Source organism: Saccharopolyspora elongata, assembly GCF_004348985.1.
In the GTDB taxonomy this organism is placed as follows: Bacteria; Actinomycetota; Actinomycetes; order Mycobacteriales; family Pseudonocardiaceae; genus Saccharopolyspora; species Saccharopolyspora elongata.
Genome location: NZ_SMKW01000005.1, coordinates 87963 through 113109 on the forward strand (window position 1 = coordinate 87963; position 25147 = coordinate 113109).

Sequence of the window (25147 nt, forward strand, 5' to 3'; positions counted from 1 at the left end):
CGTTGATGTGAGTCAACGGTCCGTTCGCTCCACCACCCCGGGCGGATGGGGTCGCTCACCAGGACGTTCAACGCGCTAGAGGAGATGTTCTAGATGGATCTCGGCCAACGACAGGCCGAAGCGCCCGGTGTCGCCGCCGCATCGGGGGCGGTCACCGCGACGGTGCGCGGCGGCGACGGCTGGCCGGTGCCGGAAGCGGTGCTGACCGTCATCGACGGCACCGGCACGCAGGTCGCGAGGGTGCAGGGCGACGCGCAGGGCTCGGTGGTCGCCGCCGGGCTGCGGGCCGGCGCCTACACCGCGATCGTCACGGCGGTCGGGCACGAGCCGCTCGCCCGGACCACGCTGGTGCACGACGGGACGGCGGCCACCCTCGGCGAGGTCGAGCTGCGCCGGGTCGGCGGGGCCGACCTGCCGGCGCCCGGGCTGTGGCGGATCGACCCGGTGCACTCGTCGATCCAGGTCACCGCCAAGCACCTGGGCATCAGCAGCATCCGCGGCCGCTTCAACGACTTCGGCGGCGAGGTGCGCATCGGCAACCCGGTGGAATCGTCCACAGTGGATGTCCGGATCGCCGCGGCCGGCATCGACACGGCCAACGGGATGCGCGACGACCACCTGCGCAGCGCGGACTTCCTGGACGTGGAGCGGCATCCCGAGATCACCTTCCGGTCCACCGGGCTGCGCCCGCGCGGCGGCGACCGCTGGGACCTCGACGGTGAGCTGACGCTGTGCGGGGTGACCCGGCCGGTGCGACTGGACACCCGTTTCGCCGGCGTGGGCCCGGACCCGTGGGGCGGCACCCGGGCCTCGGCGACGGCGACCACCCAGCTGCGCCGCGAGGACTTCGCTATGACGTTCAACCAGGCCCTGCAAACGGGGATCGCCGCGATCGGCACCACCCTGAAGGTGGAGATCGACATCCAGGCCGTCCGCGAGGACTGAGGTCTCACCGCAATTTCAATGGAAATCGGACCTTCGATTTCCATTGAAATTGCGGACCTCCGGCGCGTCGGGCACGCGACACGCCGGAGGCTGTGGACAACTTCCGCAATTTCAATGGAAATTGCGGAACCTCGAACCTCGAACCTCGCCGGTGCGCATCTTCTCCCGGTAGGACGCCAGCCACGTCCGCTGGCCTTAGTAGCCCCAGGTGATGATCGTGGAGATGGCGAACATCGCGACGGCCAGCGTGAGGACGTAGGGGAACCATGGCGGCCAGCACGGCGAGCACCTTGCCCAGCACCGCGCCGAACGCTCCGGGGATCCGCTCCGGGATGCCTTGCGCAGGTAGTGCATCGGCTCGCCGGAGACGAGCTGTCCACTCGGCGACGAGGTGCTGTAGGTCATGGCCGTGTAGCTGAATAGGGTGAAATCACTCGATCAAGCAGCTTCGATGACGTTTCGGACGAATCGACATCTTGTCGCGACCCGAAGTGAGCCAGCTGACTATTCTTGAGTGGAACTCGCTCAACTTTCCTCACGTTGTCCGGGTAACATGGTGGGTGCACACGACCCGGACCAGCGCCCCCGGCCACGAGGTGAGGAATGGACGCGTTCAACCCGACGACGAAGACCCAGCAGGCGATCTCCTCCGCGGTGCAGGCCGCGACGGTGGCCGGCAACCCGGACGTCGACCCCGGTCACCTGCTCGGCGCGCTGCTCGCCCAGGGCGACGGGCTGACCGCGCCGCTGCTGACCGCCGTCGGAGCCGACCCGGCGGACGTGCGGCGCGAGCTGGAGCAGCTCGTCAACAAGCTGCCGACCGCCAGCGGCAGCACCTTGTCCGCTCCGCAGCTCTCCCGCGACGCGGTCAAGGCGCTGACGCACGCCCAGCGGCTGGCGACGGAGATGGGCGACGAGTACGTCTCCACCGAGCACCTGCTGGTCGGGCTCGCCGCCGAAGGCGGCCGGGTCGCCGACCTGCTGCGCAGGCACGGCGCGACGCCGGAGGCGTTGACCGACGCGTTCGGCAAGGTGCGCGGCTCGGCCCGGGTCACCAGCCCGGACCCCGAGGGCACCTACAAGGCGCTGGAGAAGTACGGCCAGGACCTCACCGCCCGCGCCCGTCAGGGCGAGCTCGACCCGGTGATCGGCCGGGACGCCGAGATCCGGCGCGTCGTGCAGGTGCTGTCCCGCCGCACCAAGAACAACCCGGTGCTCATCGGCGAGCCCGGCGTCGGCAAGACCGCGATCGTGGAGGGCCTGGCCCAGCGCATCGTCGCCGGTGACGTGCCGGAATCGTTGCGCGGCAAGCGGGTCGTGGCGCTGGACCTCGGCTCGATGGTGGCGGGCGCGAAGTACCGCGGCGAGTTCGAGGAGCGGCTCAAGGCGGTGCTCAAGGAGATCACCGACTCGGCCGGGCAGGTCGTCACCTTCATCGACGAGCTGCACACCATCGTCGGCGCCGGTGCCTCCGGTGAGGGCGCGATGGACGCGGGCAACATGATCAAGCCGATGCTGGCGCGCGGCGAGCTGCGCATGGTCGGCGCGACCACGCTCGACGAGTACCGCGAGCACATCGAGACGGATGCCGCGCTGGAGCGCCGGTTCCAGCAGGTGCTGGTCGGCGAGCCGAGCCCGGAGGACACCGTCGCGATCCTGCGCGGCCTCAAGGAGCGCTACGAGGTTCACCACGGCGTGCGGATCACCGACGGCGCGCTGGTCGCCGCGGCCACCCTGTCCGACCGCTACATCACCGCCCGGTTCCTGCCGGACAAGGCCATCGACCTGGTCGACGAGGCCGCGTCCCGGCTGCGCATGGAGATCGACTCCCGGCCGGTGGAGATCGACGAGGTCGAGCGCGCGGTGCGGCGGCTGGAGATCGAGGAGATGGCGCTGTCCAAAGAGGACGATCCGGCCTCGTTGGAGCGGCTCGCCGCGCTGCGCGCGGAACTGGCCGACCGCCGCGAGAAGCTCTCCGAGCTGACCGCGCGCTGGCAGCAGGAGAAGGAGTCCATCGACAAGGTCCGCGACCTGAAGACGCAGCTGGAGCAGCTGCGCGGCGAGTCCGACCGCGCCGAGCGGGACGGCGACCTGGGCAAGGCCGCCGAGCTGCGCTACGGCCGGATCCCGAAGCTGGAGAAGGAACTCGAAGCGGCCGCGCAGACGCAGTCCGAGCGCAAGGCGATGCTGCAGGAGGAGGTCACCGCGGACGACGTCGCGGACGTGGTCAGCGCGTGGACCGGCATCCCGGCCGGCCGCCTGCTGGAGGGCGAGACCGCCAAGCTGCTGCGGATGGAGGACGCGCTGGAGTCGCGCGTCGTCGGGCAGTCCGAGGCGGTGCGCGCGGTGTCCGACGCGGTGCGCCGGACGCGTGCCGGCGTCGCCGACCCGGGCCGGCCGACGGGCTCGTTCCTGTTTCTCGGGCCGACCGGCGTCGGCAAGACCGAGCTGGCCAAGGCGCTGGCCGGGTTCCTGTTCGAGGACGAGCGGGCGATGATCCGCATCGACATGAGCGAGTACGCAGAGAAGCACTCGGTGGCCCGGCTGGTCGGCGCGCCGCCCGGGTACGTCGGTTACGACCAGGGCGGGCAGCTGACCGAGTCGGTGCGCAGGCGCCCGTACTCGGTGGTGCTGTTCGACGAGGTGGAGAAGGCTCACCAGGACGTCTTCGACGTGCTGCTGCAGGTGCTCGACGACGGGCGGCTCACCGACGGCCAGGGCCGCACGGTGGACTTCCGCAACACCATCCTGGTGCTGACCTCGAACCTCGGCTCGCAGGTGATCGCCGACCCGAACCTCACCGACCCGGAGCGCGACGAGGCGGTGCGGTCGGTGGTGCGCGGGCACTTCAAGCCGGAGTTCCTGAACCGGCTGGACGACGTGGTGGTCTTCCACTCGCTGACCACGGACGAGCTGACGTCCATCGTGGACATCCAGGTGGACCACCTGGCCCAGCGGCTGGCGCAGCGCCGGCTGACCCTGGACGTCCAGCCCGCGGCGCGGGACTGGTTGGCGCTCAACGGTTTCGACCCGGTCTACGGCGCGCGCCCGCTGCGCCGCCTGGTCCAGTCGGCGATCGGCGACCAGCTGGCCCGGAAGCTCCTGGCCGGCGAGATCCGGGAGGGCGACAAGATCCGCGTCGACACCGCGGACGACAACGAATCCCTCACGGTCGAAGCCGCCTGACCTCGCCCCACGGGCCCTGACCGAACCCCTGGGTGTGCAGTTTCAATTGAAACTGCACACCAGGGTGCCCGGGTTTTCCGCAGTTTCAATTGAAACTGCGGTCAGTGGCGGGCGAAGGTGGAGAGGGCCGCGACGGTGACTAAGACGGCGGCCGTCGCCGTGAAGACCAGCGTCGCCGCGGTCAGGCCGTAGGCCGTGCTGAGGAAGCCCAGGGCGACGCTGGGGACGCTGGCCGACAGGTACGCCACGACGTAGATCAGCGCCGCGGTGCCCGCCCGGTGCTCCGGTGCCGCCAAGCCGGTCAGCATCCGGAATCCGCCCATGAACACCAGGCCCCAGCCGGTGCCGAGCACCGCCGACCCGACGAAGAACACCACGGCGCCCTGCCCGAGCGCGGCCGCCGCCACACCGGCGAGCCCGGCGAGCATCAGCGGCGCGCCGACCCGCACCGCGCGCCGCGCCTCCCAGCCGCCCAGCAGCAGCTGCGCGAACCCGCCGAACCCGGCCAGCGCCGCGACCGCCAAACCGCCCACCAGGTAGGGATTTCCGCTGACCAGCCCCTTGGCCACCGACGGCCCAAGGGACATGAACATGCCGCCGACGATCCACGAGGCCAGCAGCGTCGTCGCCATCAGCGCGAACGTCGCGCCCTTCCCGGCAGGCACGGTCGGCCGCTGCGGGCGCAGCACCTCGCGCAGCGCGCTGCGGCGCGTGACGGGCTCGGGCATCAGCAGCACGCCCGGGATCGCGAGCAGGAAGCCGAGGATCAGCAGCAGGTAGCTGGTCAGCGTGGGCCCGGGCACGAACTGCACCAGAGCACCCGCCAGCAGCGAGCCGAGCGCCATGCCGAGCCCTGCGGCGACGCCGTTGATCAGCGATCCGCGGTTGGTGCCCGGGCGCTGGAAGTCCAGCAGGGCGCCGCTGATCGCGCTGGTCGCGATCCCGGTGGCCAGGCCCTGCAGCGCCCGGCCGACCAGCAGCCAGCCGACGCTCGGCGCGATCGCGAGCACCAGCATCGAGGCGATCTCCAGCACGAGCCCGGTCAGCAGCACCGGCCTGCGGCCGATGTGGTCGGACAGCGAACCGAACAGCACCAGCGCGAGCAGGATGAGGACCGCGTAGACGGCGAAGACCTCGGTGAGCACCGTGGTGGTGAAGTGCCATCGCTGCTGGTAGATCGAGTACATCGGGGACGGCGCGGTGGAGGCCATCAGGAACAGGGCGTACACCCCGCCGATGAACCAGAACGACGCGGGCCGGGACAGCGCGCCGCGGCCGAGGATTCCGCTGCGGGGCTGGACGAGCTCCGTTGTGGTCATGCCTTCCTCTGCTTCCAACGGCCGCGGATCGCCCTGCTCGCAGCGGGCCGCAGCGGAATGAGTGATTCCGGTCGGGTCCAACCTCGCAGCGGAATGGATCATTCCGCTGTCCGCGTATGCTGTGGCCATGCGCACACCGGACAGGTCCGCGCGATACGACGACCAGGTCATCGCCGCCGCGCGCGAGGTGTTCGCCGCGCAGGGGTTCGCGGCGCCGATGTCGGAGGTCGCCAAGCGCGCGGGAGTCGGGGTGGCGAGCGTGTACCGGCGCTACCCGAGCAAGCAGGAGCTGGTCGAGCAGGTCCGCATCACCGCGTTCCGGCGGATCATCGGCGAGGCGGAATCGGCCCGCGCCGAGGAATCCGACCCGTGGCAGGCCCTGGTCCGGTTCATGCGCCGCTGCCTGCGGGAGGGTTCCGGGATCGGCACCGTGCTGCCGCCGATGGACCAGCAGCACACCTATTCCGCGGAGTTCCGCGAGCTGCAGCGGGGCGTCGCGAGGGCGATCGAGGCCCTGGTCGACGCGGCGAAGCGGGCGGGCGAGCTGCGCGCGGACGTGGACTGGACGGACATCCTGCTGCTGCTCAAGCACCTCAACCCGGCGCTTCCGACTAGCGAGGCTCGGCGGGCCGAGTTCCGCGCCCGCTACCTGGCCCTGGTGCTCGAAGGCCTGCGGGCGGGAGGCGCGGAGCTGCCGGGGCCGCCCCCGGACCGAGCGGAGTGGCAGGCCCTCTGCGACAACTTCGCCATGTCCTGACCGATCGCCCCGGGTTCGGCTTCCCCTGGTGGGTCCCCAATTTTGCCTAAAATTGGGTCCTTCGGAACCCGCCCAATTTTAGGCAAAATCGGACACTGCGGGACCCGAGTTCTGCATTGCGGAACCTTGGCCATAGGTCTTTCCCGTCTTGGTCTATGGGGGAAGTCGTCCTGCTCCGCTGCGCCTCAGCGTTCAGCTGGGGCGCTTTTCGCTGTTCAGGGGCATTTTCGGGGTTCCGCTTGACCCAGATCATCCAATAGTTATCCTATGGTCGTAGGTAAATAGAGTGATAGGGGAAGTGCTTGATCGAGTTCCGCGTCGACAGCGGTACCGGGGTGCCGCCCTACCGGCAGCTCGTGCATCAGGTCGAGCACGCCCTCCGGCTCGGGCAGCTGCAGGTCGGCGACCGCCTGCCCACCGTCAAGGAAGTCGCGAAGCACCTCGTCATCAACCCGAACACGGTGTTGAAGGCGTACCGCGAGCTGGAGCACAAGGGACTGGCCAAGGGCCGTCCCGGGGCGGGCACGTTCATCGAACGGGGCCTGACCGGACTGCCCGCGGAGAAGCAGGCCGAGCTGCGCGCAGGCCTGGAGCGGTGGCTGAGCGAGGCGTACCGGGCCGGCATGGATTCCGAAGGCATCTCCGCGCTGATCGCGACGGTGCTGCACGACTTCCGTCCTGAGGGGAACCAATGACTGAAACCGCCATGACGGCGACCGGCCTCGGCAAGCGGTACGGCCGCAAGTGGGGCCTGCGGAACTGCTCGCTGCAGGTGCCCGCGGGCCGGGTCGTCGGCCTCGTCGGCCCGAACGGCGCGGGCAAGTCCACGCTGCTGAACCTGATGGTCGGCCTGCTCGCACCGACGGAAGGCGAGCTGACGCTGCTCGGCGAGCGCGTCGGCCCCGGCACCGTGCTGGACCGCGTGGCCTACCTCGACCAGGAGCACTCGCTGTACCGGAACTTCAAGGTGCGCGAGATGCTCAAGGCCGGGCGGATGCTGAACAAGCGCTGGGACGAGCAGATCGCGCTGGACCGCCTCGCCGAGCTGAACATCCCGCTGGAGAGCCGGATCGGCGGGCTCTCCGGCGGCCAGCGGGCGCAGGTCGCGCTCGCGGTGGCGCTGGCGAAGAAGCCCGAGCTGCTGATCCTCGACGAGCCGGTGGCCAGCCTCGACCCGCTGGCCAGGCGGGAGCTGATGAGCGTCCTGATGGAGACGAAGGCCGACTGGGACTGCACCGTGGTCCTGTCCTCGCATGTGGTCTCCGAGCTGGAGCGGCTCTGCGACCACCTGATCGTGCTGGACCACGGCCAGGTCAAGCTCTCCGAGGACATCGACGACCTGCTGGAGCAGCACCACGTCCTGATCGGGCCGAAGGGCGCGGCGGTGGGCGTGACCGGCGAGATCGTGCACCGGGAGGAGCGCGAGGACCGGGTTTCCCTGCTGGTGCGCGGGAATCCCCCGGCTGCCGGCTCTTCGTGGGACGTGCAGCGCGTCGACCTGGAAACGCTCGTCATGCACTACCTGACGGCCTCGGCACCGCAGCGCATCCGGGAGGCCGCCGCATGACCTGGTTGACCTGGCGGCAGCACCGGCTGGGGCTGGCCGGATTCGCCGTCGTCTTCCTCGGTGTGGCGGCGATCTACCTCTTCTCCGGCTCGCTCGGCGCCGATGCCTCGACGGTTTACACCGCGGCGCACGGGTTCTCGCGCCTGGTCAAGTTCAGCGAGGACGTCAGCAGCATCCTGCTGCCGTTGCCGCTGCTGGTCGGCATGTTCGCGGGTGCTCCGCTGGTGTCCAGGGAGCTGGAGCAGCACACGTTCCGCTACGCGTGGACCCAGGGCGTCTCGCGGAGTCATTGGCTGTGCGGCAAGGTGCTCCTGGTCGGGGCCGCGGTTCTGGTGCTCAGCACGATCTTCTCCCTCGTGCACATGAGCTGGTTCAGGCCGATGGTTCCCGAGATGGGCTGGTTCCGGTTCTTCAACCAGTCGATCCCGGTGTTCCCGATGAGTTGCCTGTTCACCTTCGCGCTGGGCGTCGCCGCCGGAACGCTGCTCAAGCGGACGGTGCCCGCGATGGCCGCGACCCTGCTCGGCGGCGCCGCCGTCTTCGTGGTGATGGCCAGGCTGCTGCGGCCGAACTACATGGAGCCGATGACCCTCGCCCGGCCGCTCGACCCGGTCGACGGGCAATCCGGATCCGACGACGTGCTCAACGATGTGTACTACCTCGGTGCGGTTTTCCGCGACAGCTCGGGAAGGGCCGGGGATTCGGCGGTCTGGGGAGAAGGCGAACCCGCGCCGGTCAGCATCGTCACCTACCACCCGGCGGACCGCTTCTGGTCCTTCCAGTTCATCGAAGCGGGGATCTACCTCGCTTTGACCACCGCTTGTCTGGCGCTGGCCTTCTACTGGCTGCGCCGCAAATTCAGCTGACCTGATTCCGGGCGAGACGAGGGCGCGAATCGCGCCCCGACCGATGCTGCCCGGAAAAACCCAAAACCGGAGGTACGAATGATCTGGTTGACCTGGCGGCAACATCGGTTGATGGTCGCCCTGGTCGGCGCGGTCCTGATCGGTTTCGCCACGTGGTTCCTGTTGCTGGGCAACGGAATGCGGGATTGGCTGGGTCGGGCCGAGTTGGTCGACTGCATCGGTATCGGGATCGACTGCGGTGAGTGGACGTCGTCCCTCAGCATGCTGAGCAACCTGCAGGGGACACTGCTTCCCGTGCTGCCGGCGCTGATCGGCGCGTTCCTGGGCGCGCCGATGCTGACGCGGGAGATCGAGCAGCGAACCTTCCGCTACGCCTGGACGCAGGGAATCTCCCGCGAGCACTGGCTGTTCAGCAAGGTGTTCCTGCTCGGCGGCGCGGTTGCCGTGCTCAGCACCGTGTTCTCGGCGGCGTACGTGTGGTACTTCCAGCCGGCCGTGCCGGAGTGGAGCTGGTTCGAAGCCTTCGGCATGGTGCTGCCGTCCTTCCCCGCGACGTGCGTGTTCGGTTTCGCGCTCGGCGTCCTGGCCGGAACGGTGACCAAGCACCTCCTCGTCGGGATGGCGTTGTCGCTGGTCGGTTTCCTGGCCGTCTTCCTGCCCGTCGTGGCGTGGCTGCGACCGCACTACATGTCACCGCAGCGCCTCACAGCCGACGAGTACTACCGGGGGCCTCGCGGCTGGGTGACCGAGTCCGTCTACCGGAGCCCGGAAGGCGAGGAGTTCGACATCTTCGGGGCGCTCCGGGCCAGCGGCGTTCCGCATGCGCCGAACTCCGTCGGCTCGGCCGAGATGGACCAGCTCAGCGCGGCCGGTTACACCCGGATATTGCTCGTCCAGCCCGGAAGCCGGTTCTGGACGTTCCAGTTCGTCGACGCCGGGGTGTTCCTGGTGCTCGGCGCGGCGTGCATCGCGCTGACCTGCTGGCTGTTGCGCCGCAAGGCGATCTGATCTTCCCGGCCTTGCCCGGGACCTTCACCGAATCGAGAGGAAAACCATGCGCATCACCAAGTTGCTCGCTGCCGCCTTCGGCGCGGCGCTGGTCGGGATCGCGACCGCCGGTAGCGCCGGCGCGATCGTCGGTGGCGTTCCGGCGGACGAGCAGTACCCGTTCATGGCGTCGCTGCAGGTGCCGGACGAGCCCAGGTTCCACTGCGGAGCGACGCTGATAGACGACGACTGGCTGCTGACCGCCGGGCACTGCGTCGACTCGTTCGACGCGGGGCAGCTGACAGCGCGCATCGGCAGCCCGGACCGCACCACCGGCGGCGAGGAGCGCCGGATCACCGAGAAGGTCCTGCACCCGCAGTACAAGAAGGAGTACCTGGCGCAGTACGACTTCGCGCTGCTGAAGCTCGACCGGCCCGTCGACCTGCCGGCGGTGCGGATCGCGGACGCCGGGCAGGTGCCGGGCAAGGACACCCGGCTGATCGGCTGGGGCCGGGAGTGCAGCGAGTTCGACTGCGGCGAGGTCCCGGCCTTCCCGCGCCAGCTGAAGCAGTACGACGCCGAGGTGGGCGACGACGCCGAGTGCGCCAAGACCGACGGCAGCGTCGACACCTGCGTTCGGCCGCCCGCCACCGGCGACTCCGTCTGCCAGGGCGACTCCGGCGGTCCGGCGCTGATCCGCGACGCGGCCGGGCGCTGGGAGCAGATCGGCATCACGAGCCGGTTCGGCGGCACCGCGGAGGAGGCGGTCTGCGGCGGCGAGCCCGACATCTTCGCCGACCCGGTCGCGGTCCGGGACTGGATCGGCCAGACGATCGGCGGCTGAACCACCTGATCGGAGGTGCGGCCGGGGCGCGCCGCCCCGACCGCACCTTTCCGTGACGTGTTTTCCCAGGTCAATATCAGCCGATGGAGCGGTTCCGCACCGGATGCCCAGGTGATCTTCGTGTTCGGCGATGATCGGACTACCCTGCGCTGTGTGGGCATACCTGCGTGGCTCTGGTTCGTCATCGCCGTCGTCGCCATCGGTGCGGGCGTCGTGCTGCTGATCGCCGACCGATCCCAGCGCGCGTCGAACAACCGCGAGCGACGCCGTTGGGCCGCGCTGCGCGGCTGGCAGTTCGCCGAGGTGGACCAGGTCCTGCCGACCAGGTGGGAGCGCGGCGTGCTGGCCCAGTTCGGCGGCGTGACGGCCACCGACGTGGTGGCCGGGTCCACGTTCACCGCCGATGGGCGGCGCCAGGTGTACGTCCTCGACCTCGATGTCAACGGCAAGGCGGCCGCGGTGCTGGCCGCCATCCGCTGCCGCCGGTCCGCCCCGGCCACCATCGAGCTGTGGCTGCCCGACGTCCCGGTGCCGCAGGACTCCGAGCTGGACCTGCTCGGCCCGGTCGGCTCGCGGTACGCGTTCGTCACCGAGGTGGCGGCGGCCCGGCCGCTGGTGACGCCGGACCTGGTGGACGCCACCGAGGAGATCGGCCACGACGTCACGGTGGTGTGGCTGGAGAACGACTGGGTGCTCGCGGCGCTGCACCCCGACGACGCCGACCCGGCGCGCCTGGAGCGGCTGCTGCGCGACCTCGGCGAACTCGCCGACCTGATCGACCCCTTCGACACCGACCCGAACGAGGGCGACGGCGCCGACGCCGCGGTGGAGGACGACGAGCTCGTCGACGCCGAGCGGGAGCCGTCGGAACGCTCGCGCTGACCTCGGTAGTCCGCAATTTCCATTGAAATCGAAGGTTCGATTTCAATGGAAATTGCGGTGCCCCCGGCGGGTGGTCGCGGCGGGCGAACTCTTCGGTAGGTTCGGGCCATGGCTACCGCACTCGTCACCGGCGCCACCGCGGGCATCGGGCGCGCCTTCTCCCGCCGACTCGCCGCCGAGGGCCACGACATGGTCCTGGTGGCCCGCGACGCCGGACGGCTCGCCGAACTCGCCGATCGCCTGCAGGCCCGGCACGGCGTCCGGGTCGAGGTGCTCCCGGCGGACCTCGCCGACCCCGAGCAGCGCGCCGAGGTCGAGCGGCGCCTCGCCGACCCCGACCGGCCGGTCGACCTGCTGGTCAACAACGCCGGGTTCGGCACGGCCGGGGCGTTCTGGGACACCACCGCCGCCGAGCTGCAGCGGCAGCTGGACGTCAACGTCGCCGCCGTGCTGGCGCTGACCCACGCCGCGGTGCGCGGGATGCGGGAGCGCGGCCAGGGCGACGTGATCAACGTGTCCAGCGTCGCCGGCTTCTTCCCGGTCGCCGGTTCCACCTACGGGGCGACCAAGGCCTACGTGACCGCCTTCTCCGAGGGGCTGTCGGTGTCACTGACCGGCACCGGGGTGCGGGTCATGGCGCTGTGCCCGGGCTTCACCCAGACCGAGTTCCACCAGCGGGCCGGGCTGGAGATGGGCCGCCTGCCCAGGGCGTTCTGGCTGCAGGCCGACCAGGTGGTGCACGCGGCGCTGTCCGACCTGCGCGAGGGCAAGAGCGTGTCGGTGCCGGGCGTGCAGTACAAGGCGCTGGTCGCCATCGGCCGGCTGGTGCCGCAGAAGCTCCAGCGGATGATCGTGAAGCGCACCGTCCCGGGCCGCACCTGAGTATTCGAAGGGCGTCGGGCCGTGAGCGCTTTGGGGTGCAATAGCGCCCCGAAACGCTCACGGACCCCGTCGCGGAAGTGGCCCGGTACCCGGCCGGTATGCTGAAAACTCGTGGTCAAAGTGGATGAACAGCAGCGCACCGAGCTCGCCCGCCTGGTCCGGGAGCTCGCCGTCGTGCACGGTCGGGTCACCCTCTCCTCCGGCAAGGAAGCCGACTACTACGTCGATCTTCGCCGAGCGACGCTGCACCACCAGGCGGCGCCGCTGATCGGCACGCTGCTGCGCCAGCTCACCGCCGACTGGGACTACGTCGCCGTCGGTGGCCTCACCCTCGGCGCGGACCCCGTCGCCACCGCGATGATGCACGCCGAAGGCCCCGGGCTGGACTCCTTCGTCGTCCGCAAGAGCACCAAGACGCACGGCATGCAGCGGCTGATCGAGGGCCCCGACGTCACGGGGCGCCGGGTGCTCGCCGTCGAGGACACCTCCACCACCGGCGGCAGCGTCCTCACCGCCGTCGAGGCGCTGCGCGCGGCCGACGCCGAGATCGTCGGGGTGGCCACCGTGGTCGACCGCGACACCGGCGCGCGCGAGGCCATCGAGGCCGCCGGGCTGCCGTACCGCTCGCTGCTGGGCCTGGCCGACCTCGGGTTGGCGTGAGCGAGGAGCTCGGTCCCACCGAGTGGGGCACCACCGTCGGCGTCGGGCCCTGGCCGGGCCCGTGGCCGGCGGACGAGCGCTACGACCCGGAGCTGCTGGAGCACGGCGACCGGCGCAACGTCGTGGACCACTACCGGTACTGGCGGCGCGAGGCGATCGTCGCCGACCTGGACCTGCGGCGGCACGACTTCCACGTGGCCATCGAGAACTTCCAGCACGACCACAACATCGGCACGGTGGTGCGCACCGCGAACGCCTTCGCCGCGAAGGCCGTGCACATCGTGGGCCGGCGGCGGTGGAACCGGCGCGGCGCGATGGTCACCGACCGGTACCAGCACATCCACCACCACCCGGACCTGGAGTCGCTGCGCGGCTACGCGACCGAGCACGACCTGGCGCTGGTGGCGGTGGACAACACCGCGGGCGCGGTGCCGATCGAGCGGACGGCGCTGCCCCGCCGCTGCGTGCTGCTGTTCGGCCAGGAGGGCCCCGGCCTGCGGGAGGACTCGCGGCTCGGCGCGGACCTGGTGGTGTCGATCGCGCAGTTCGGGTCGACCCGCTCGATCAACGCCGGGGTCGCGGCCGGCGTCGTGATGCACACCTGGATCGAGCAGCACGCCGATCTCGCCGACGCCTGGTGACCAGCGGCGTCCACCGATGAGTTCTCCGGCCTGGCGGGGTCTGTTCCGGTGTACCGCGAGTAGACCCCGATCGGTTGGGGGGAACCCATGACCACCAACGCCCTACCGCCCGTCGTCGATGCCGAGACCTGGCAGCGCCGGCTCGACGAGCTGCGTGCCCGGGAGAAGGCCGCGACCCGGGAGCTCGATGCGATCGCCGCGCAGCGCCGCCGCATGCCGATGGTCGAGATGCCCGACTACACCCTCGAAGGCGAGGAGGGGCCGGTCCGGCTGGCGGACGTCTTCGACGGCGCGTCGCAGCTGATCGTCTACAACCACATGTGGTTCGCCGGCAAGGAATGGCAGTGCTCGGGCTGCACCGGGTTCACCTCGCAGTTCACCCGGCTGGAATTCCTGCACAACTACGACGCCCGGTTCGTCATCGTCACCCAGGGCCCGATCGACGAGGCGCTCGCCTACAAGCGGCGCGTCGGCAACCAGATGACCTGGTACTCCACGGCGAACAGCCCGTTCGGCGCCGACGTCGGCGCACCGCCCGGCGGGGGATTCGCCGTCAACGTGTTCCTGCGCGACGGCGACACCGTCTACCGCACCTGGCACACCAACGGCCGCGGCTGCGAGCAGCTCAGCCATACCTTCGCGCTGATCGACCTGCTGCCGTACGGGCGGCGGGAGGAGTGGCAGGACTCGCCCGAGGGCTGGCCGCAGGAGCCCACCTACAGCCGGTGGGCCAGCTCCGAGGACATCGCCGCGCGCTACGGCGAGGCCTGATCCGGCCCGGAAAGCAGTTCGCGCGGATCCGGAGCACCGGATCCGCGCGAAGGTGGCGACTCGTCAGCTCGCGGCGCCGCGGGCCTTCTCGCGGCGGCTTTTCAGGTATTCGATGATGATCGGGACGACCGAGACCAGCACGATCAGGATGGCCATCGCTTCGAGGTTGTTCCTGATCCACGGGATGTTGCCGAGGAAGAAGCCGAGCACCGTCATGCTGACGGTCCACGCGATGCCGCCGACCGCGGAGTAGCTGAAGAACTTCTTCTGGTCCATCTGCGCGACGCCCGCGACGGCGGTGATGAAGGTCCGCACGATCGGCACGAACCGGGCCAGGATGATCGCGCGCGCGCCGTACTTCTCGAAGAACTCGTGGGTCTTGTCCACGTGCTCCTTCTTGAACAGCTTCGAGTCCGGCTTGTTGAACATCGACGGCCCGACCTTGCGGCCGATCCAGTACCCGGTCACGTTGCCCACGAACGCGCACACCGCTAGCAGCACGCACACCAGCCAGATCGGGGTGTCGATCGCGCCGGTGGCGACGAACAGGCCCGTCACGAACAGCAGGGAGTCACCGGGCAGGAAGAACCCGATGAGCAGGCCGCACTCGGCGAAGATGATCAGGCACACGCCGATCAGGGCGAAAGGCCCCATCGACTGGATGATGTGCTCCGGATCGAGCCAGTCCGGCAGGAGGGCGAGCGCGGGAGTGTTCGCGGCGGCGTCGACAATCGCGGGCAATTCGGTCGTCACGCTTGCCAACGGTACCGTGACCGCCCCTGCGCCAACCCCCGGGCGAGCAAGCCCGCCGAACACGCTGGGCAATCCCATGATCACCCGGAAGTGGGTATCGGCTCAGATCGCCACGGGGAACAGCGTGAGCGCTCCGGCGATGGCTCCGGCCAGGAGCCCGACGATCAGCGCGAACAACAGCACGCCGACCACCGGGAGGCGCTTGCGCGGCGGAGCGGGCGGAGGCTGCGGAGCCGTGCCGGGGCTGCCCCCGGCCTGGGCGCGCAGCGCCGCCGACAGGAGGTGTGCTGGGTCGGGTCGGGTCACCCCCCGAGCGTAAGCGAGGGGCCCGGCGGAGCCGGACCGTTGCGGCGAAGCCGAGCGGTGCGGCGGAGCGGCGGAGCTGGGACTTCGCGTACCGGCCGCAATTTCAATGGAAGTTGCGGTTCTCCGGCGTGTCCGGCCACGACACGCCGGGAGGTGTGGACAACTTCCGCAATTTCAATGGAAATCGGACCTTCGATTTCCATTGAAATTGCGGACAAACCCCTCGGCACGGTGCTCAGCTCGGTTCGGTCACCCAGGTGCCGTCCTTCATCACCGCGTCCAGCTGCAGGTCGGCGTTCAGCACGACCAGGTCCGCCGCGAGACCCTGGCGGATCTCGCCGATCCGGTCGCCGAGGCCGAGCAGCTGCGCCGGCTTCGTCGACGACGCCGCCACCGCCGCCGGCACCGTCAGGCCGCAGCTGCGGACCAGGTTCCGGAACGCCACGTCCATCGTCAGCGTGCTGCCCGCCAGCGAGCCGTCCGCGAGCCGCGGCTCGCCGTCGGTCACCGTGACCGGCAGCTTGCCCAGCTCGTAGGTGCCGTCGCCCGCTTCGGTCGCGCTGATCGCGTCGGTGACCAGCACGGTCCGCCCGGTGCCCGCGTGCGAGGCGGCCAGCTTCACCACCGCCGGGTGCAGGTGCACCAGGTCGCAGATGAGCTCGACGGTCACCCGCTCGTCCTCCAGCAGGACGCCGATCGGGCCCGGCTCCCGGTGGTGCAGCGGGCGCATCGCGTTGAACAGGTGCGTGGCGACCGTCGCGCCCGCCTCCACCGCAGGCACCACCTGGTCCAGCACGGCGTCGGTGTGCCCGACGGCGGCGATCACGCCCTGGTCGACCAGCCGCCGGATGGCGCTCGACGACTCCGGCAGCTCCGGCGCCAGCGTGATCATCCGCACCGCGCCCCGACCCGCGTCCAGCAGCTGCTGGACGGCGGAGGCCTCCGGCGGGCGGAGGATCGCCGGGTCGTGCGCGCCGCAGCGCGCCGCCGACAGGAACGGCCCCTCCAGGTGGATGCCCGCCAGCGCGCCGTCGACGACCAGCTCGCTGAGTGCGCTGATCTGCTTGGCGAGGTCGGGCAGCGGCGCCGACACGAGGCTGGCCAGCATCGTCGTCGTGCCGTGCGCGCGGTGGGTGTTGATCGCGGCGTGCGACTGGTCGAGCTCGATGCCGGTGAAGGAGCCGCCGCCACCGCCGTGGCAGTGGATGTCCACGAAGCCGGGCACCAGCCACCGGCCGGCCAGGTCGACGGCGGGGCCGTCCGGCGCGGGGCCGCTGCCGACCGCGGCGATCTGGCCGCCTGAGACCCGGACCCAACCGCGGTCCAGCACTCCGTCGGCGGTGACGACCTGCCCACCGGCGAGGATCAGTTCGGGAGCGTTCACGGTGTTTTCAACCCTTCCGTCGCCAGCAGCGCTGCACCGAGGCAGCCCGCGGTGTCACCGAGCTCGGCCAATTTGAGGTGGGGGCGGCGGTGGTATGCCGCCAGCATGCCGTCCAACCGGGCGCGCAGCGGGTCGACGAGCAAATCGCCGGCCTGCGCGAACCCGCCGCCGAGCACGACGCACTCGGGCGCTGCGACCGTTATGAGCACCAGCAACCCCCTGGCCAGTGCGTCGATCGCGTCCTGCCAAACCGCCTGGGCGTCCGGATCGCCGGTCCGCACCGCGGCGGCGACGTCGGCGCCCGAGACGTCCCGCCCCGTGCGCGCCCGGTAGCGGCGGGCGACCGCGGCCGACGAAGCCATGGCCTCGACGCAGCCGTTGCTACCGCAGCCGCACGGCTCGCCGTGACCGACGTCGATGTGCCCGATCTCGCCGGCGAAGCCGCCGCCGGAGTAGAGCCGGCCGTCGAGCACCAGCGCCGCGGCGATCCCGGTGCCGATCGGCAGCACGACCACGTCGCGCATGCCGCGGGCGGCGCCCAGGCGCGCCTCGGCGAGCCCGCCGGCGCGGACGTCGTGGCCGAAGGCCAGTGGCAGGTCGATGCGGGCGGCGAGCCGGTCGCGCAGCGGCACGTCCCGCCAACCGAGGTTCGCGGAGAACACTCCGACACCGCGCGCCTCGTCGACCACACCGGGCACCACGACGCCGACGGCGTCCACCGAGTCAGCGCCGGAGCGCAGTTCGGACACCAGTTCGGCCACGGCTTCGACGACGAGGTCGGCGGTCGCTGCGCCGTCCGAGCCGCGCGGGGTCGGGCGGCGCGCATGGCGCAACTGCCGAGCGGTATCGCGGCCGACGGCCACCAGGGCGGCCTTCATGTCGGTACCGCCGACGTCTACGGCGATGGCGTGTGCGGTCACGCCGACGATCCTCCGCTACCGGCCACCCAATGGTCTACACCAAATCGGTGTGTCGTTCGACTGGGATTTCGCGGACTTCCCCGTCGATCAGTTGCCCATCAGCTTCTGCAGGGCCTCTAGGCCGCGGCTCGCGGTCGACTTCACGGTGCCCTTCGAAACGCCCGTGGCCTCGGCGATCTCCGCTTCCGTGAGGTTCCCGTAGTACCGCAGCACCAGCACCTCGCGCTGCCGCCGCGGCAGCTTGCCCAGCGACTCCACGACCGCCTGGTGCTCGGCCGTCAACATCGCCAGCGATTCGGCCGAACGGGCGTCGGCCTGGTGCGGCGGCTGGTACTCGCGGGCCGTCTTGCGGCGCCGCAGCACCGAGCGGCTGCCGTTGACGACCGCGGTGCGCAGGTACCCGATCGCGGCGCGCGCGTCGCGCAGCCCGGACCAGTTCCGGTACAGCCCGGTGAACGCCTCCTGCACCACGTCCTCGGCCGTCGCAGGGTCGTCGACCAGCAGGATCGCCAGCCGCACCATCCGCATGCGCTGCTGGCGGTACAGGTCTTCCAGGGTCAGCGGTTGCGCCGTGGTGTCCACCGCCGCGCTGTCCAGCGCGCGCAGATGTCCGAGGGTCTGCTCCACGCTCCGTTCGGTGCTGTGCGAATCACCGGCCATGATCGAACAACCTACCGGCTGGCCACTGGCGCGGATAACACGACCGGGTAGCGTCGATATCGATCGGTGATCTGCAGCGGAGGTGTCGGGAACATGGCCAAGTTCGTGGTCGAGCTGGTGTACGGCGAGGACGAGGAGCGCCGCCTCGAGGTGCGGCCCGCGCACCGGGAGTACTGCCGCGGACTCGCCGAGCGCGGCGTGCTGCTGGCCGGCGGCCCGTTCGCCGACAACCTCGGCGCCCAGCTGATCTACGAGACCGCCGACGCCGACGAGCTCGGCGGGGTCCTCGCCGCGGATCCCTACACGGAGGCCGGCGTGATCGCCAAGACCACCGTCCGCGAGTGGAACCTGCTCACCGGCGCCTGGGCCTAGCCGCTACCAAGATCGAATCGGCGGGCTCTCTGGCCGCCGAACCTGCAGCGTGTGAGGATGTCCACAGGATTCGTCCCGTTCTGAATCCTGTCACCGGCTTTCCAAGACAGCCCCGTCTGGGGCACTGTGACGCGAAAGTGTGGCACCGGGCCGAACGGGCCCGCTGACAACGGGCATGAGCTCGTAGGATGCTGCGCGACTTCCCGTCACCAAGACCAAACTCCACCCCGAGGAGGACGACCGATGCCCATCGCGACCCCCGAGGTCTACGCGGAGATGCTGGACCGGGCGAAGGCGGGCGAATTCGCCTACCCGGCCATCAACGTGACCTCGTCGGAGACGCTCAACGCGGCGCTGCGCGGGTTCGCCGAGGCCGAGAGTGACGGCATCATCCAGTTCTCGACCGGTGGCGCCGAGTTCGCCTCCGGCACCAAGGTCAAGGACATGGTCACCGGCGCGACGGCGCTGGCCGAGTTCGCGCACGTGGTGGCCGCGAAGTACCCGGTGAACATCGCGCTGCACACCGACCACTGCCCGAAGGACAAGCTGGACGGATTCGTCCGGCCGCTGATCCAGATCAGCCAGGAGCGGGTCGACCGCGGCGAGAACCCGCTGTTCCAGTCGCACATGTGGGACGGCTCGGCCATCGACCTGGACGAGAACCTGGAGATCGCCCAGGAGCTGCTGGCCGCCGCAGCCAAGGCCAAGATCATCCTGGAGCTGGAGGTCGGCGTCGTCGGCGGCGAGGAAGACGGCGTCGCCAACGACATCAACGAGAAGCTCTACACCGCGCCCGGCGACTACGAGAAGACCGTGGACGCCCTCGGCAGCGGCGAGAAGGGCCGCTACCTGCTGGCCGCCACGTTCGGCAACGTGCACGGCGTCTACAAGCCGGGCAACGTCAAGCTGCGCCCGGAGATCCTCAAGCAGGGTCAGGACGTGGTGACGGAGAAGCTTGGCCTGCCGGCCGGCTCGAAGCCGTTCGACCTGGTCTTCCACGGCGGCTCCGGCTCGCTGTTGGAGGAGATCCACGAGGCGGTCTCCTACGGCGTGGTGAAGATGAACATCGACACCGACACCCAGTACGCATTCACCCGCCCCGTCGCGGACCACATGTTCAAGAACTACGACGGCGTGCTGAAGATCGACGGCGAGGTCGGCAACAAGAAGGCCTACGACCCGCGCAGCTACCTGAAGGTCGCCGAGCAGGCGATGGCGGCCCGCGTCGCCCACGCCTGCGAGAACCTCAAGTCCGCGGGCCGCATGCTCGCCGGCTGATCTTTTCACCTGGAGGGCGCGCGATTTCGCGAGAAGTCGGCACCCCTCGGACTGCGACGGCTCGTTCGCCTGGTGGCGGACGGGCCGTCGTCGTACCTGGAAGGATTGGGGCATGACGAGGAACCTGTTGGAACCGCCGGAGACCCTGCTACCGGAGAACGAGGCCGCGCAGGGCGAGCTGGCCGCCGGCACTGACCCGGCCGAGGTCGCCGCGCACCACCCCACCTTCAGCGCCGCGTGGGCCGCGCTCGCGGAAGCCGCGCTCGACGCCGACGAGCACATCGCCGCCTACGCCTACGCCCGCACCGGCTACCACCGCGGCCTGGACGCGCTGCGCAAGGCCGGCTGGAAGGGCTTCGGCCCGGTGCCGTGGCGGCACGCCCCGAACCAGGGCGTGCTCCGCTCGATCGCGGCGCTGGCGAAGGCCGCGAGGGCGATCGGCGAGGCCGACGAGTTCGACCGCTGCCGCCAGCTGCTCGCCGACAGCGACCCGGCTTCCCTGGACGCGACCGGCCTGGCCTGAGCCGCTGCGCGACCGGGCCCCGCGCCCGGTCGCGCAGATCGAGTGAGGATCACTGCGGCGGCACTCGGATTGCACCGCGATCTGTCGGACAATGCGGAGCGTGCACCGACTGCGCGAGGAACTCGTCCGCCGCTTGCGCCGCCTCATGCGCACCGGAGTTCCCATCGCCCAGTGCGCGATCGCGGCCGGTCTCGCGTGGTTCCTGGCCCACCACCTGTTCGGCCACCCGGCGCCGTTCTTCGCGCCGATCGCCGCGGTCATCTCGCTCGGCGTCTCGCTGGGCCAGCGGATGCGGCGCGCCCTGGAACTCGTCGTCGGCGTCAGCATCGGCGTCGGGGTCGGCGACATCCTGATCTCGTTCATCGGCACGGGGAGCTGGCAGATCGCGCTGGTCGTTGCGCTGGCCATGAGCACCGCCGTGCTGCTGGACAGCGGCGTCGTGATCGTGCTGCAGGCCGCGTCGTCGTCGGTGCTGGTCGCGACGCTGCTGCCGCCGGCCACCGCCGGCGGGCTGACGCGGATGCTCGACGCCGCGATCGGCGGGCTGGTCGGCTTCATCGTCGCCGCGCTGCTGCCCGCCAACCCGCTCGCCGTGGCGCACCGCAACGGGCGGCTCGTGCTCGGCGCCCTCGCCGACGCGCTCCGCGGCGTCGGGAACGCGGTGGCGCGGCAGGACATCGAACTCGCCGCCGACGTGCTGGCGAAGGCGCGCAAGAGTCAACACGACGTGGAGGAGCTCCGCGCGGCGCTGGAGGCCGGGCAGGAGATCGCGCGGTTCGCGCCCATCCGGTGGCGGCGGCGCGGCGACCTGGAGCGCTACGAGACCGCGGCGACGCCGATCGACCGCGCGCTGCGCAACACGCGCGTGCTCGCGCGCCGGGCGCTCGCCGCGTTGCGGGACGGCGAGCCGGTGCCGCGCCCGCTGCCGGGGCTCCTGGAGGAGCTGGCGGGCGCCGTGGTTCTGCTGCGCGACGAGCTGGCCAGCGGCGTCGATCCGCTGCAGACCCGCGCGGCGGCCAGATCCGTCGCCAAGAAGTCCACAGTGGAACTCCTCGGCGAGGGGGACTTCTCGATGCAGGTGGTGGTGCTGCAGGTCCGCTCGATCGCGGTGGACCTCCTGCAGGCCACCGGCCTCAGCCGGACCGAGGCGATCGCCGCCCTGCCGCCCCTGCACCCGGAGGAGAAGTCCGGCTGAGCGTCAGCCCGCGGGGCGGTTCAGGACCGCGATCAGGGCGTTGTGCAGGGCTTCGTGATCGCGCGGGTCGTGGAGGTGGCAGTCGGCCGCCGAGAGCCGGTACCACTCCGCTGCGCCCGCGTAGCGCACCCATACCGTGACGTCGCCGCCGGCGCATTCGGTGGCCAGCTCCAGGTCGCCGGTGATGACCCCGACCTCGTCGGTCATCACCCCGCCCGGCGGCGCGGTCACCTCGGAGCGCCGCACCGCAGGCTCCGGTGCGGTCGAGCGGTCCGGCTCTGCGTGGTCTGACATGGAACGGCCCTCCTCGCGGCTGCCCCAGTATGTCCTGCCAGCAGCGGCGCGGTCGGTCGCCGGTTTCGCGCGAAACCGGCACCGGGCGTGCGTGGGGGGCGCCGGTTTCGCGCGAAACCGGCGGTGCCCCGCTCCCGCACGGGGCACCGCGGCCGGATCAGCAGCCGTCGAGGGCCTTCTGCAGCGCCGACTTCTCCGCGTCGGTGACGGTCAGGCCGTACTTGTGCTTGGTGCCGACCCACATCGACGCGTACGTGCAGTGGTAGCCGGCCAGCGGCGGCAGCCACTCGTCCGGCGTCTGGTCGCCCTTCGCCTGGTTGACGTTGTCGGTGACCGCGATCAGCTGCGGGCCCTCCAGGTCGTTGGCGAACGCCTGGCGCTGGTCCTGGGTCCACTCCGCCGCGCCGGAGCGCCACGCGGCGGCCAGCGGCACGATGTGGTCGATGTCCAAATCGGACGGCTGGGTCCAGGTCTCGCCGTCGTACGGGCTGAGCCAGCTGCCGGAGGTCGGGTAGCAGTCCGAGCCGGTCTCGACGTCCTTGCCGTCGCGCTTGAGCACCGCCTCGCGGGTGTTGCAGCTGTCCGGGCCCTCGATCCAGTGCGGGAACTTCTCCCGGCTGTAGCCGTCCATCGAGCCTTCGGGGGCGACGGTCAGCTTCGTGAGCTCGGACTTCGCCGTCGCGGGGTCCGGGATGCCGGGCGGCTCGGCGCCGGCGGGCACGGCCAGCGCGAGGCCGAGGATTCCAGCCAGGGGTAGGGCGGTCAGGGTGGCGCGCAACGATCGGTGGCCTGTCATGGCTTCCCTCCGCATGGGCGTCTCGCCGATGTCCGTGCTGACCATTGCCCACGCAGTTGGCCGGGACAATGCCGGAGAGTGGCGAACGGGTGACTTGGCGTGAAATCGCCACCGATCGTGCCACTTACTGGTGAATTTCGCACCGACCGGAGGGCCCGCGGCGGGTCGAGGACGCCCGTTTCCAGGCGGAATCGGGAATCTCTTTTGTCGGAAATGACGGATTCCGATTTTAGGCAAAATTGGAATCTGCCCCGGCGGTCAGCGGGCCAGTCGCAGGTCCTCGGTGTGCCGGTACCAGACCCACTTCTCCATCGGGCGCGGGTGGGTGATGCCGTCGTGGTGCACAGTCGCCGACCGGAACGACGCCTGCACCGCGCGCCCCCGCGCGACGGTGCGCCGGCTGCGCAGGAGGCCACGGCGGACGGTGGTGACCAGGATCCCGTCGGCGGCCGGGTCGAGCATGGCGTTCATCGGATCGGAGGTCGGCTCCGGCAGCGGCGCGGCCTCCGGGTCCGGCGAGATCGTGATGCTGGTCGCGGCGCCGTTGAGCACTTGCTCGTCGTCGCAGTACACCTGCCCGGTGATCGGCTCGATCGAGCCCTCGCCGAGCAGCACGCCACCCGAGTCGTCCCGGATCAGCGCCGCCGGTCGCGGCGCGGCGGTCAGCGCGCGGTCGAAGTCGCCGGGGCGGAGCCCCCACAGCCGGGCGGCCGGCGAGTCGGCGACCGGGACGTAGCCGACGACCAGGTCGGCCAGCCGGTTCTTGCGGAGCAGGCGCAGCACCACCGACGCGAAGTCGATGTCGGTGCCGTGCACCACCAGCCGTTCCCGGGCGTCGGCGAGCAGCGGGTCCAGGTCGGCGCGGGCCGGTGCCGCCGGGACGTCGAACCATTGCACACCGTCACCGGACGGGCGCGCTGCGCGCTCGACGTTTCCGCAGGACAATGCGGTGGTACTCACGTTTCGCTCCTGGTTTACCCTGATCGACCGGCATACCCCGTGGTGGGAGCGGGCGAAGCGTGCGGTCACGCTGGCGACCACCCAGTCCAGGTTGGAGTTTCACATGCCGGCGATCGTGCTGATCGGCGCCCAATGGGGCGACGAAGGCAAGGGTAAGGCGACCGACCTGCTCGGCGAGCAGGCGCAGTGGGTCGTCCGCTACCAGGGCGGCAACAACGCGGGTCACACCGTGGTGCTGCCGGACGGGCAGGACTTCGCCCTGCACCTCATCCCGTCGGGGATCCTCACCCCCGGCGTGACCAACGTGATCGGCAACGGCGTCGTCGTCGACCCGGGCGTCCTGCTGGAGGAGCTGGCCGGGCTGGAGGGCCGCGGCGTCGACACCTCGCGGCTGCTGGTCTCCGCCGACGCGCACCTGATCATGCCGTACCACGTGGCCATCGACCGGGTCACCGAGCGGTACCTGGGGAAGAAGCAGATCGGCACCACTGGTCGCGGCATCGGGCCCTGCTACCAGGACAAGATCGCCCGGGTAGGCGTGCGGGTGCAGGACCTGCTGGACGAGAAGATCCTGCGGCAGAAGGTCGAGGCCGCGCTGGACATCAAGAACCAGATCCTGGTCAAGGTCTACAACCGCCGCGCCCTGGACGTCGACGAGGTCGTGGACACCGTGATGTCCCAGGGCGAGCAGTTCGCGAGCCGGATCGCCGACACCAAGCTGCTGATCAACAAGGCGCTGGACCGCGACGAGACGGTGCTGCTGGAGGGCTCGCAGGGCACCCTGCTGGACGTCGACCACGGCACCTACCCGTTCGTCACCTCGTCGAACCCGACCGCGGGCGGCGCCTGCGCCGGTTCCGGCATCGGCCCGACGAAGATCAACGCGGTGATCGGCATCCTGAAGGCCTACACCACCCGCGTCGGCGCCGGCCCGTTCCCGACCGAGCTGACCGACGAGGCCGGCGAGAACCTGCGCAAGCAGGGCGGCGAGTTCGGCGTGACCACCGGCCGCTCGCGGCGCACCGGCTGGTTCGACGCGGTGATCGCGCGCTACGCGACCCGGGTCAACGGGATCACCGACTACTTCCTCACCAAGCTGGACGTGCTGTCCGGGCTGGAGACGATCCCGATCTGCGTCGCCTACGACGTGGACGGCGAGCGGGTCGAGGAAATGCCGATGACGCAGACCGGCGTGCACCACGCGGTGCCGGTGTACGAGGAGATGCCGGGCTGGTGGGAGGACATCAGCGGGGCGCGCAGCTTCGAGGACCTGCCGGCGAACGCGCAGGCCTACATCGCGCGGATCGAGGAGCTCGCGGGGGCACGGATCTCGGCGGTCGGCGTCGGCCCCGGCCGGGACCAGACCATCGTCCGCCACACGATGGCGTGAGTTGAACCG

The 25147-nt window shown here is 70.6% G+C and carries 28 protein-coding genes; 18 read left to right on the forward strand and 10 right to left on the reverse strand.

From position 1 onward, the window contains the following. The first annotated feature begins 93 nt into the window (after positions 1–93). Entirely contained in the window at positions 94–945 is an 852-nt protein-coding gene (locus E1288_RS05990) for a YceI family protein (RefSeq protein WP_132482008.1), read from the forward strand. A 195-nt stretch (positions 946–1140) separates the two neighbouring features. On the opposite strand, the gene E1288_RS05995 is transcribed toward E1288_RS05990, so the two are convergent. Continuing rightward, positions 1141–1350, reverse strand: coding sequence for a hypothetical protein (locus E1288_RS05995; protein ID WP_132482010.1), 210 nt, complete (start codon positions 1348–1350; stop codon positions 1141–1143). Between the two features lie 198 nt (positions 1351–1548). On the opposite strand from E1288_RS05995, the gene clpB reads away from it, so the two are divergent. After that, complete coding sequence (gene clpB / locus E1288_RS06000) at positions 1549–4131, forward strand: ATP-dependent chaperone ClpB (RefSeq protein WP_132482012.1); 2583 nt, start codon at positions 1549–1551, stop codon at positions 4129–4131. A 101-nt stretch (positions 4132–4232) separates the two neighbouring features. Here the strand turns inward: clpB and E1288_RS06005 are convergent, their stop codons facing one another. After that, a complete protein-coding gene (locus E1288_RS06005) occupies positions 4233–5450 on the reverse strand; it encodes an MFS transporter (RefSeq protein ID WP_132482014.1) in 1218 nt (405 codons plus the stop codon). 127 nt (positions 5451–5577) lie between these two features. On the opposite strand from E1288_RS06005, the gene E1288_RS06010 reads away from it, so the two are divergent. The 11 genes from E1288_RS06010 to E1288_RS06060 all read left to right on the forward strand — a co-directional run bounded on the left by E1288_RS06010 (position 5578) and on the right by E1288_RS06060 (position 14307). Beyond that, complete coding sequence (locus E1288_RS06010; protein ID WP_132482017.1) at positions 5578–6207, forward strand: TetR/AcrR family transcriptional regulator; 630 nt, start codon at positions 5578–5580, stop codon at positions 6205–6207. Between the two features lie 302 nt (positions 6208–6509). Then, the gene (locus tag E1288_RS06015) at positions 6510–6902 is read left to right on the forward strand and encodes a GntR family transcriptional regulator (RefSeq protein WP_132482020.1); all 393 of its coding nucleotides are present in this window, start codon (positions 6510–6512) and stop codon (positions 6900–6902) included. Next, on the forward strand, positions 6899–7774 hold the full coding sequence (locus tag E1288_RS06020; RefSeq protein ID WP_132482023.1) for an ABC transporter ATP-binding protein: 876 nt from the start codon (positions 6899–6901) through the stop codon (positions 7772–7774). The genes E1288_RS06015 and E1288_RS06020 overlap by 4 nt, the downstream gene beginning before the upstream one ends. Beyond that, a complete protein-coding gene (locus E1288_RS06025; RefSeq protein WP_132482026.1) occupies positions 7771–8640 on the forward strand; it encodes an ABC transporter permease subunit in 870 nt (289 codons plus the stop codon). Before E1288_RS06020 ends, E1288_RS06025 begins: the two co-directional genes overlap by 4 nt. A gap of 78 nt (positions 8641–8718) precedes the next feature. Then, entirely contained in the window at positions 8719–9648 is a 930-nt protein-coding gene (locus tag E1288_RS06030) for an ABC transporter permease subunit (protein ID WP_132482029.1), read from the forward strand. Between the two features lie 46 nt (positions 9649–9694). Beyond that, on the forward strand, positions 9695–10471 hold the full coding sequence (locus tag E1288_RS06035) for a S1 family peptidase (protein WP_132482032.1): 777 nt from the start codon (positions 9695–9697) through the stop codon (positions 10469–10471). A 153-nt stretch (positions 10472–10624) separates the two neighbouring features. Continuing rightward, the gene (locus E1288_RS06040; RefSeq protein ID WP_235883373.1) at positions 10625–11353 is read left to right on the forward strand and encodes a type III secretion system chaperone family protein; all 729 of its coding nucleotides are present in this window, start codon (positions 10625–10627) and stop codon (positions 11351–11353) included. Between the two features lie 108 nt (positions 11354–11461). Further along, a complete protein-coding gene (locus E1288_RS06045; protein ID WP_132482038.1) occupies positions 11462–12235 on the forward strand; it encodes an SDR family NAD(P)-dependent oxidoreductase in 774 nt (257 codons plus the stop codon). Positions 12236–12346: 111 nt separating this feature from the next. Then, positions 12347–12895: an orotate phosphoribosyltransferase gene (gene pyrE / locus E1288_RS06050; RefSeq protein ID WP_132482041.1), complete on the forward strand. Its 549-nt coding sequence runs from the start codon at positions 12347–12349 to the stop codon at positions 12893–12895. Further along, complete coding sequence (locus tag E1288_RS06055; RefSeq protein WP_132482043.1) at positions 12892–13536, forward strand: TrmH family RNA methyltransferase; 645 nt, start codon at positions 12892–12894, stop codon at positions 13534–13536. Before pyrE ends, E1288_RS06055 begins: the two co-directional genes overlap by 4 nt. An 87-nt stretch (positions 13537–13623) precedes the next feature. Further along, positions 13624–14307 carry a DUF899 domain-containing protein gene (locus tag E1288_RS06060; RefSeq protein WP_132482046.1) on the forward strand — a complete coding sequence of 228 codons (684 nt, stop codon included), beginning with the start codon at positions 13624–13626 and terminating at the stop codon, positions 14305–14307. A 63-nt stretch (positions 14308–14370) separates the two neighbouring features. On the opposite strand, the gene E1288_RS06065 is transcribed toward E1288_RS06060, so the two are convergent. The 5 genes from E1288_RS06065 to E1288_RS06085 form a co-directional block, all read right to left on the reverse strand. Continuing rightward, a complete protein-coding gene (locus tag E1288_RS06065) occupies positions 14371–15060 on the reverse strand; it encodes a DedA family protein (RefSeq protein ID WP_235883374.1) in 690 nt (229 codons plus the stop codon). 102 nt (positions 15061–15162) lie between these two features. Then, complete coding sequence (locus tag E1288_RS06070) at positions 15163–15366, reverse strand: hypothetical protein (RefSeq protein WP_132482049.1); 204 nt, start codon at positions 15364–15366, stop codon at positions 15163–15165. 235 nt (positions 15367–15601) lie between these two features. Then, complete coding sequence (gene nagA, locus E1288_RS06075) at positions 15602–16750, reverse strand: N-acetylglucosamine-6-phosphate deacetylase (RefSeq protein ID WP_132482053.1); 1149 nt, start codon at positions 16748–16750, stop codon at positions 15602–15604. Continuing rightward, positions 16747–17670, reverse strand: coding sequence for an ROK family protein (locus E1288_RS06080; RefSeq protein WP_132482056.1), 924 nt, complete (start codon positions 17668–17670; stop codon positions 16747–16749). Before E1288_RS06080 ends, nagA begins: the two co-directional genes overlap by 4 nt. Before the next feature lie 87 nt (positions 17671–17757). Then, a complete protein-coding gene (locus E1288_RS06085; protein ID WP_132482059.1) occupies positions 17758–18330 on the reverse strand; it encodes a SigE family RNA polymerase sigma factor in 573 nt (190 codons plus the stop codon). A 93-nt stretch (positions 18331–18423) separates the two neighbouring features. On the opposite strand from E1288_RS06085, the gene E1288_RS06090 reads away from it, so the two are divergent. The 4 genes from E1288_RS06090 (at position 18424) to E1288_RS06105 (ending at position 21698) form a co-directional block, all read left to right on the forward strand. Continuing rightward, positions 18424–18702: a YciI family protein gene (locus E1288_RS06090; protein ID WP_132482062.1), complete on the forward strand. Its 279-nt coding sequence runs from the start codon at positions 18424–18426 to the stop codon at positions 18700–18702. Positions 18703–18945: 243 nt separating this feature from the next. Then, the gene (gene fbaA, locus E1288_RS06095; RefSeq protein ID WP_132482065.1) at positions 18946–19980 is read left to right on the forward strand and encodes a class II fructose-bisphosphate aldolase; all 1035 of its coding nucleotides are present in this window, start codon (positions 18946–18948) and stop codon (positions 19978–19980) included. Between the two features lie 112 nt (positions 19981–20092). Beyond that, complete coding sequence (locus E1288_RS06100) at positions 20093–20503, forward strand: DUF3151 domain-containing protein (RefSeq protein ID WP_132482068.1); 411 nt, start codon at positions 20093–20095, stop codon at positions 20501–20503. A 91-nt stretch (positions 20504–20594) separates the two neighbouring features. Beyond that, the gene (locus E1288_RS06105; RefSeq protein ID WP_207954212.1) at positions 20595–21698 is read left to right on the forward strand and encodes an FUSC family protein; all 1104 of its coding nucleotides are present in this window, start codon (positions 20595–20597) and stop codon (positions 21696–21698) included. A gap of 3 nt (positions 21699–21701) precedes the next feature. Here the strand turns inward: E1288_RS06105 and E1288_RS06110 are convergent, their stop codons facing one another. From E1288_RS06110 to E1288_RS06120, 3 genes are all read right to left on the reverse strand, one after another. Beyond that, a complete protein-coding gene (locus tag E1288_RS06110; protein WP_132482071.1) occupies positions 21702–21992 on the reverse strand; it encodes a hypothetical protein in 291 nt (96 codons plus the stop codon). A 157-nt stretch (positions 21993–22149) separates the two neighbouring features. Next, the gene (locus E1288_RS06115) at positions 22150–22788 is read right to left on the reverse strand and encodes an HNH endonuclease family protein (protein WP_132482074.1); all 639 of its coding nucleotides are present in this window, start codon (positions 22786–22788) and stop codon (positions 22150–22152) included. A gap of 258 nt (positions 22789–23046) precedes the next feature. Beyond that, a complete protein-coding gene (locus E1288_RS06120) occupies positions 23047–23748 on the reverse strand; it encodes a hypothetical protein (protein ID WP_235883375.1) in 702 nt (233 codons plus the stop codon). A 103-nt stretch (positions 23749–23851) separates the two neighbouring features. Here E1288_RS06120 and E1288_RS06125 point away from each other — a divergent pair, with 103 nt between their 5' ends. Then, entirely contained in the window at positions 23852–25138 is a 1287-nt protein-coding gene (locus E1288_RS06125) for an adenylosuccinate synthase (protein WP_132482077.1), read from the forward strand. Positions 25139–25147 lie beyond the last annotated feature (9 nt).

Bases quoted from the DNA above. Each gene is read 5' to 3' on its own strand.
- E1288_RS05990 (WP_132482008.1), top strand. From the start codon at position 94: ATGGATCTCGGCCAACGACAGGCCGAAGCGCCCGGTGTCGCCGCCGCA.
- E1288_RS05995 (WP_132482010.1), bottom strand. From the start codon at position 1,350: ATGACCTACAGCACCTCGTCGCCGAGTGGACAGCTCGTCTCCGGCGAG.
- clpB (WP_132482012.1), top strand. From the start codon at position 1,549: ATGGACGCGTTCAACCCGACGACGAAGACCCAGCAGGCGATCTCCTCC.
- E1288_RS06005 (WP_132482014.1), bottom strand. From the start codon at position 5,450: ATGACCACAACGGAGCTCGTCCAGCCCCGCAGCGGAATCCTCGGCCGC.
- E1288_RS06010 (WP_132482017.1), top strand. From the start codon at position 5,578: ATGCGCACACCGGACAGGTCCGCGCGATACGACGACCAGGTCATCGCC.
- E1288_RS06020 (WP_132482023.1), top strand. From the start codon at position 6,899: ATGACTGAAACCGCCATGACGGCGACCGGCCTCGGCAAGCGGTACGGC.
- E1288_RS06025 (WP_132482026.1), top strand. From the start codon at position 7,771: ATGACCTGGTTGACCTGGCGGCAGCACCGGCTGGGGCTGGCCGGATTC.
- E1288_RS06030 (WP_132482029.1), top strand. From the start codon at position 8,719: ATGATCTGGTTGACCTGGCGGCAACATCGGTTGATGGTCGCCCTGGTC.
- E1288_RS06035 (WP_132482032.1), top strand. From the start codon at position 9,695: ATGCGCATCACCAAGTTGCTCGCTGCCGCCTTCGGCGCGGCGCTGGTC.
- E1288_RS06045 (WP_132482038.1), top strand. From the start codon at position 11,462: ATGGCTACCGCACTCGTCACCGGCGCCACCGCGGGCATCGGGCGCGCC.
- E1288_RS06060 (WP_132482046.1), top strand. From the start codon at position 13,624: ATGACCACCAACGCCCTACCGCCCGTCGTCGATGCCGAGACCTGGCAG.
- E1288_RS06085 (WP_132482059.1), bottom strand. From the start codon at position 18,330: ATGGCCGGTGATTCGCACAGCACCGAACGGAGCGTGGAGCAGACCCTC.
- E1288_RS06090 (WP_132482062.1), top strand. From the start codon at position 18,424: ATGGCCAAGTTCGTGGTCGAGCTGGTGTACGGCGAGGACGAGGAGCGC.
- fbaA (WP_132482065.1), top strand. From the start codon at position 18,946: ATGCCCATCGCGACCCCCGAGGTCTACGCGGAGATGCTGGACCGGGCG.
- E1288_RS06100 (WP_132482068.1), top strand. From the start codon at position 20,093: ATGACGAGGAACCTGTTGGAACCGCCGGAGACCCTGCTACCGGAGAAC.
- E1288_RS06105 (WP_207954212.1), top strand. From the start codon at position 20,595: ATGCGGAGCGTGCACCGACTGCGCGAGGAACTCGTCCGCCGCTTGCGC.
- E1288_RS06110 (WP_132482071.1), bottom strand. From the start codon at position 21,992: ATGTCAGACCACGCAGAGCCGGACCGCTCGACCGCACCGGAGCCTGCG.
- E1288_RS06115 (WP_132482074.1), bottom strand. From the start codon at position 22,788: ATGACAGGCCACCGATCGTTGCGCGCCACCCTGACCGCCCTACCCCTG.
- E1288_RS06125 (WP_132482077.1), top strand. From the start codon at position 23,852: ATGCCGGCGATCGTGCTGATCGGCGCCCAATGGGGCGACGAAGGCAAG.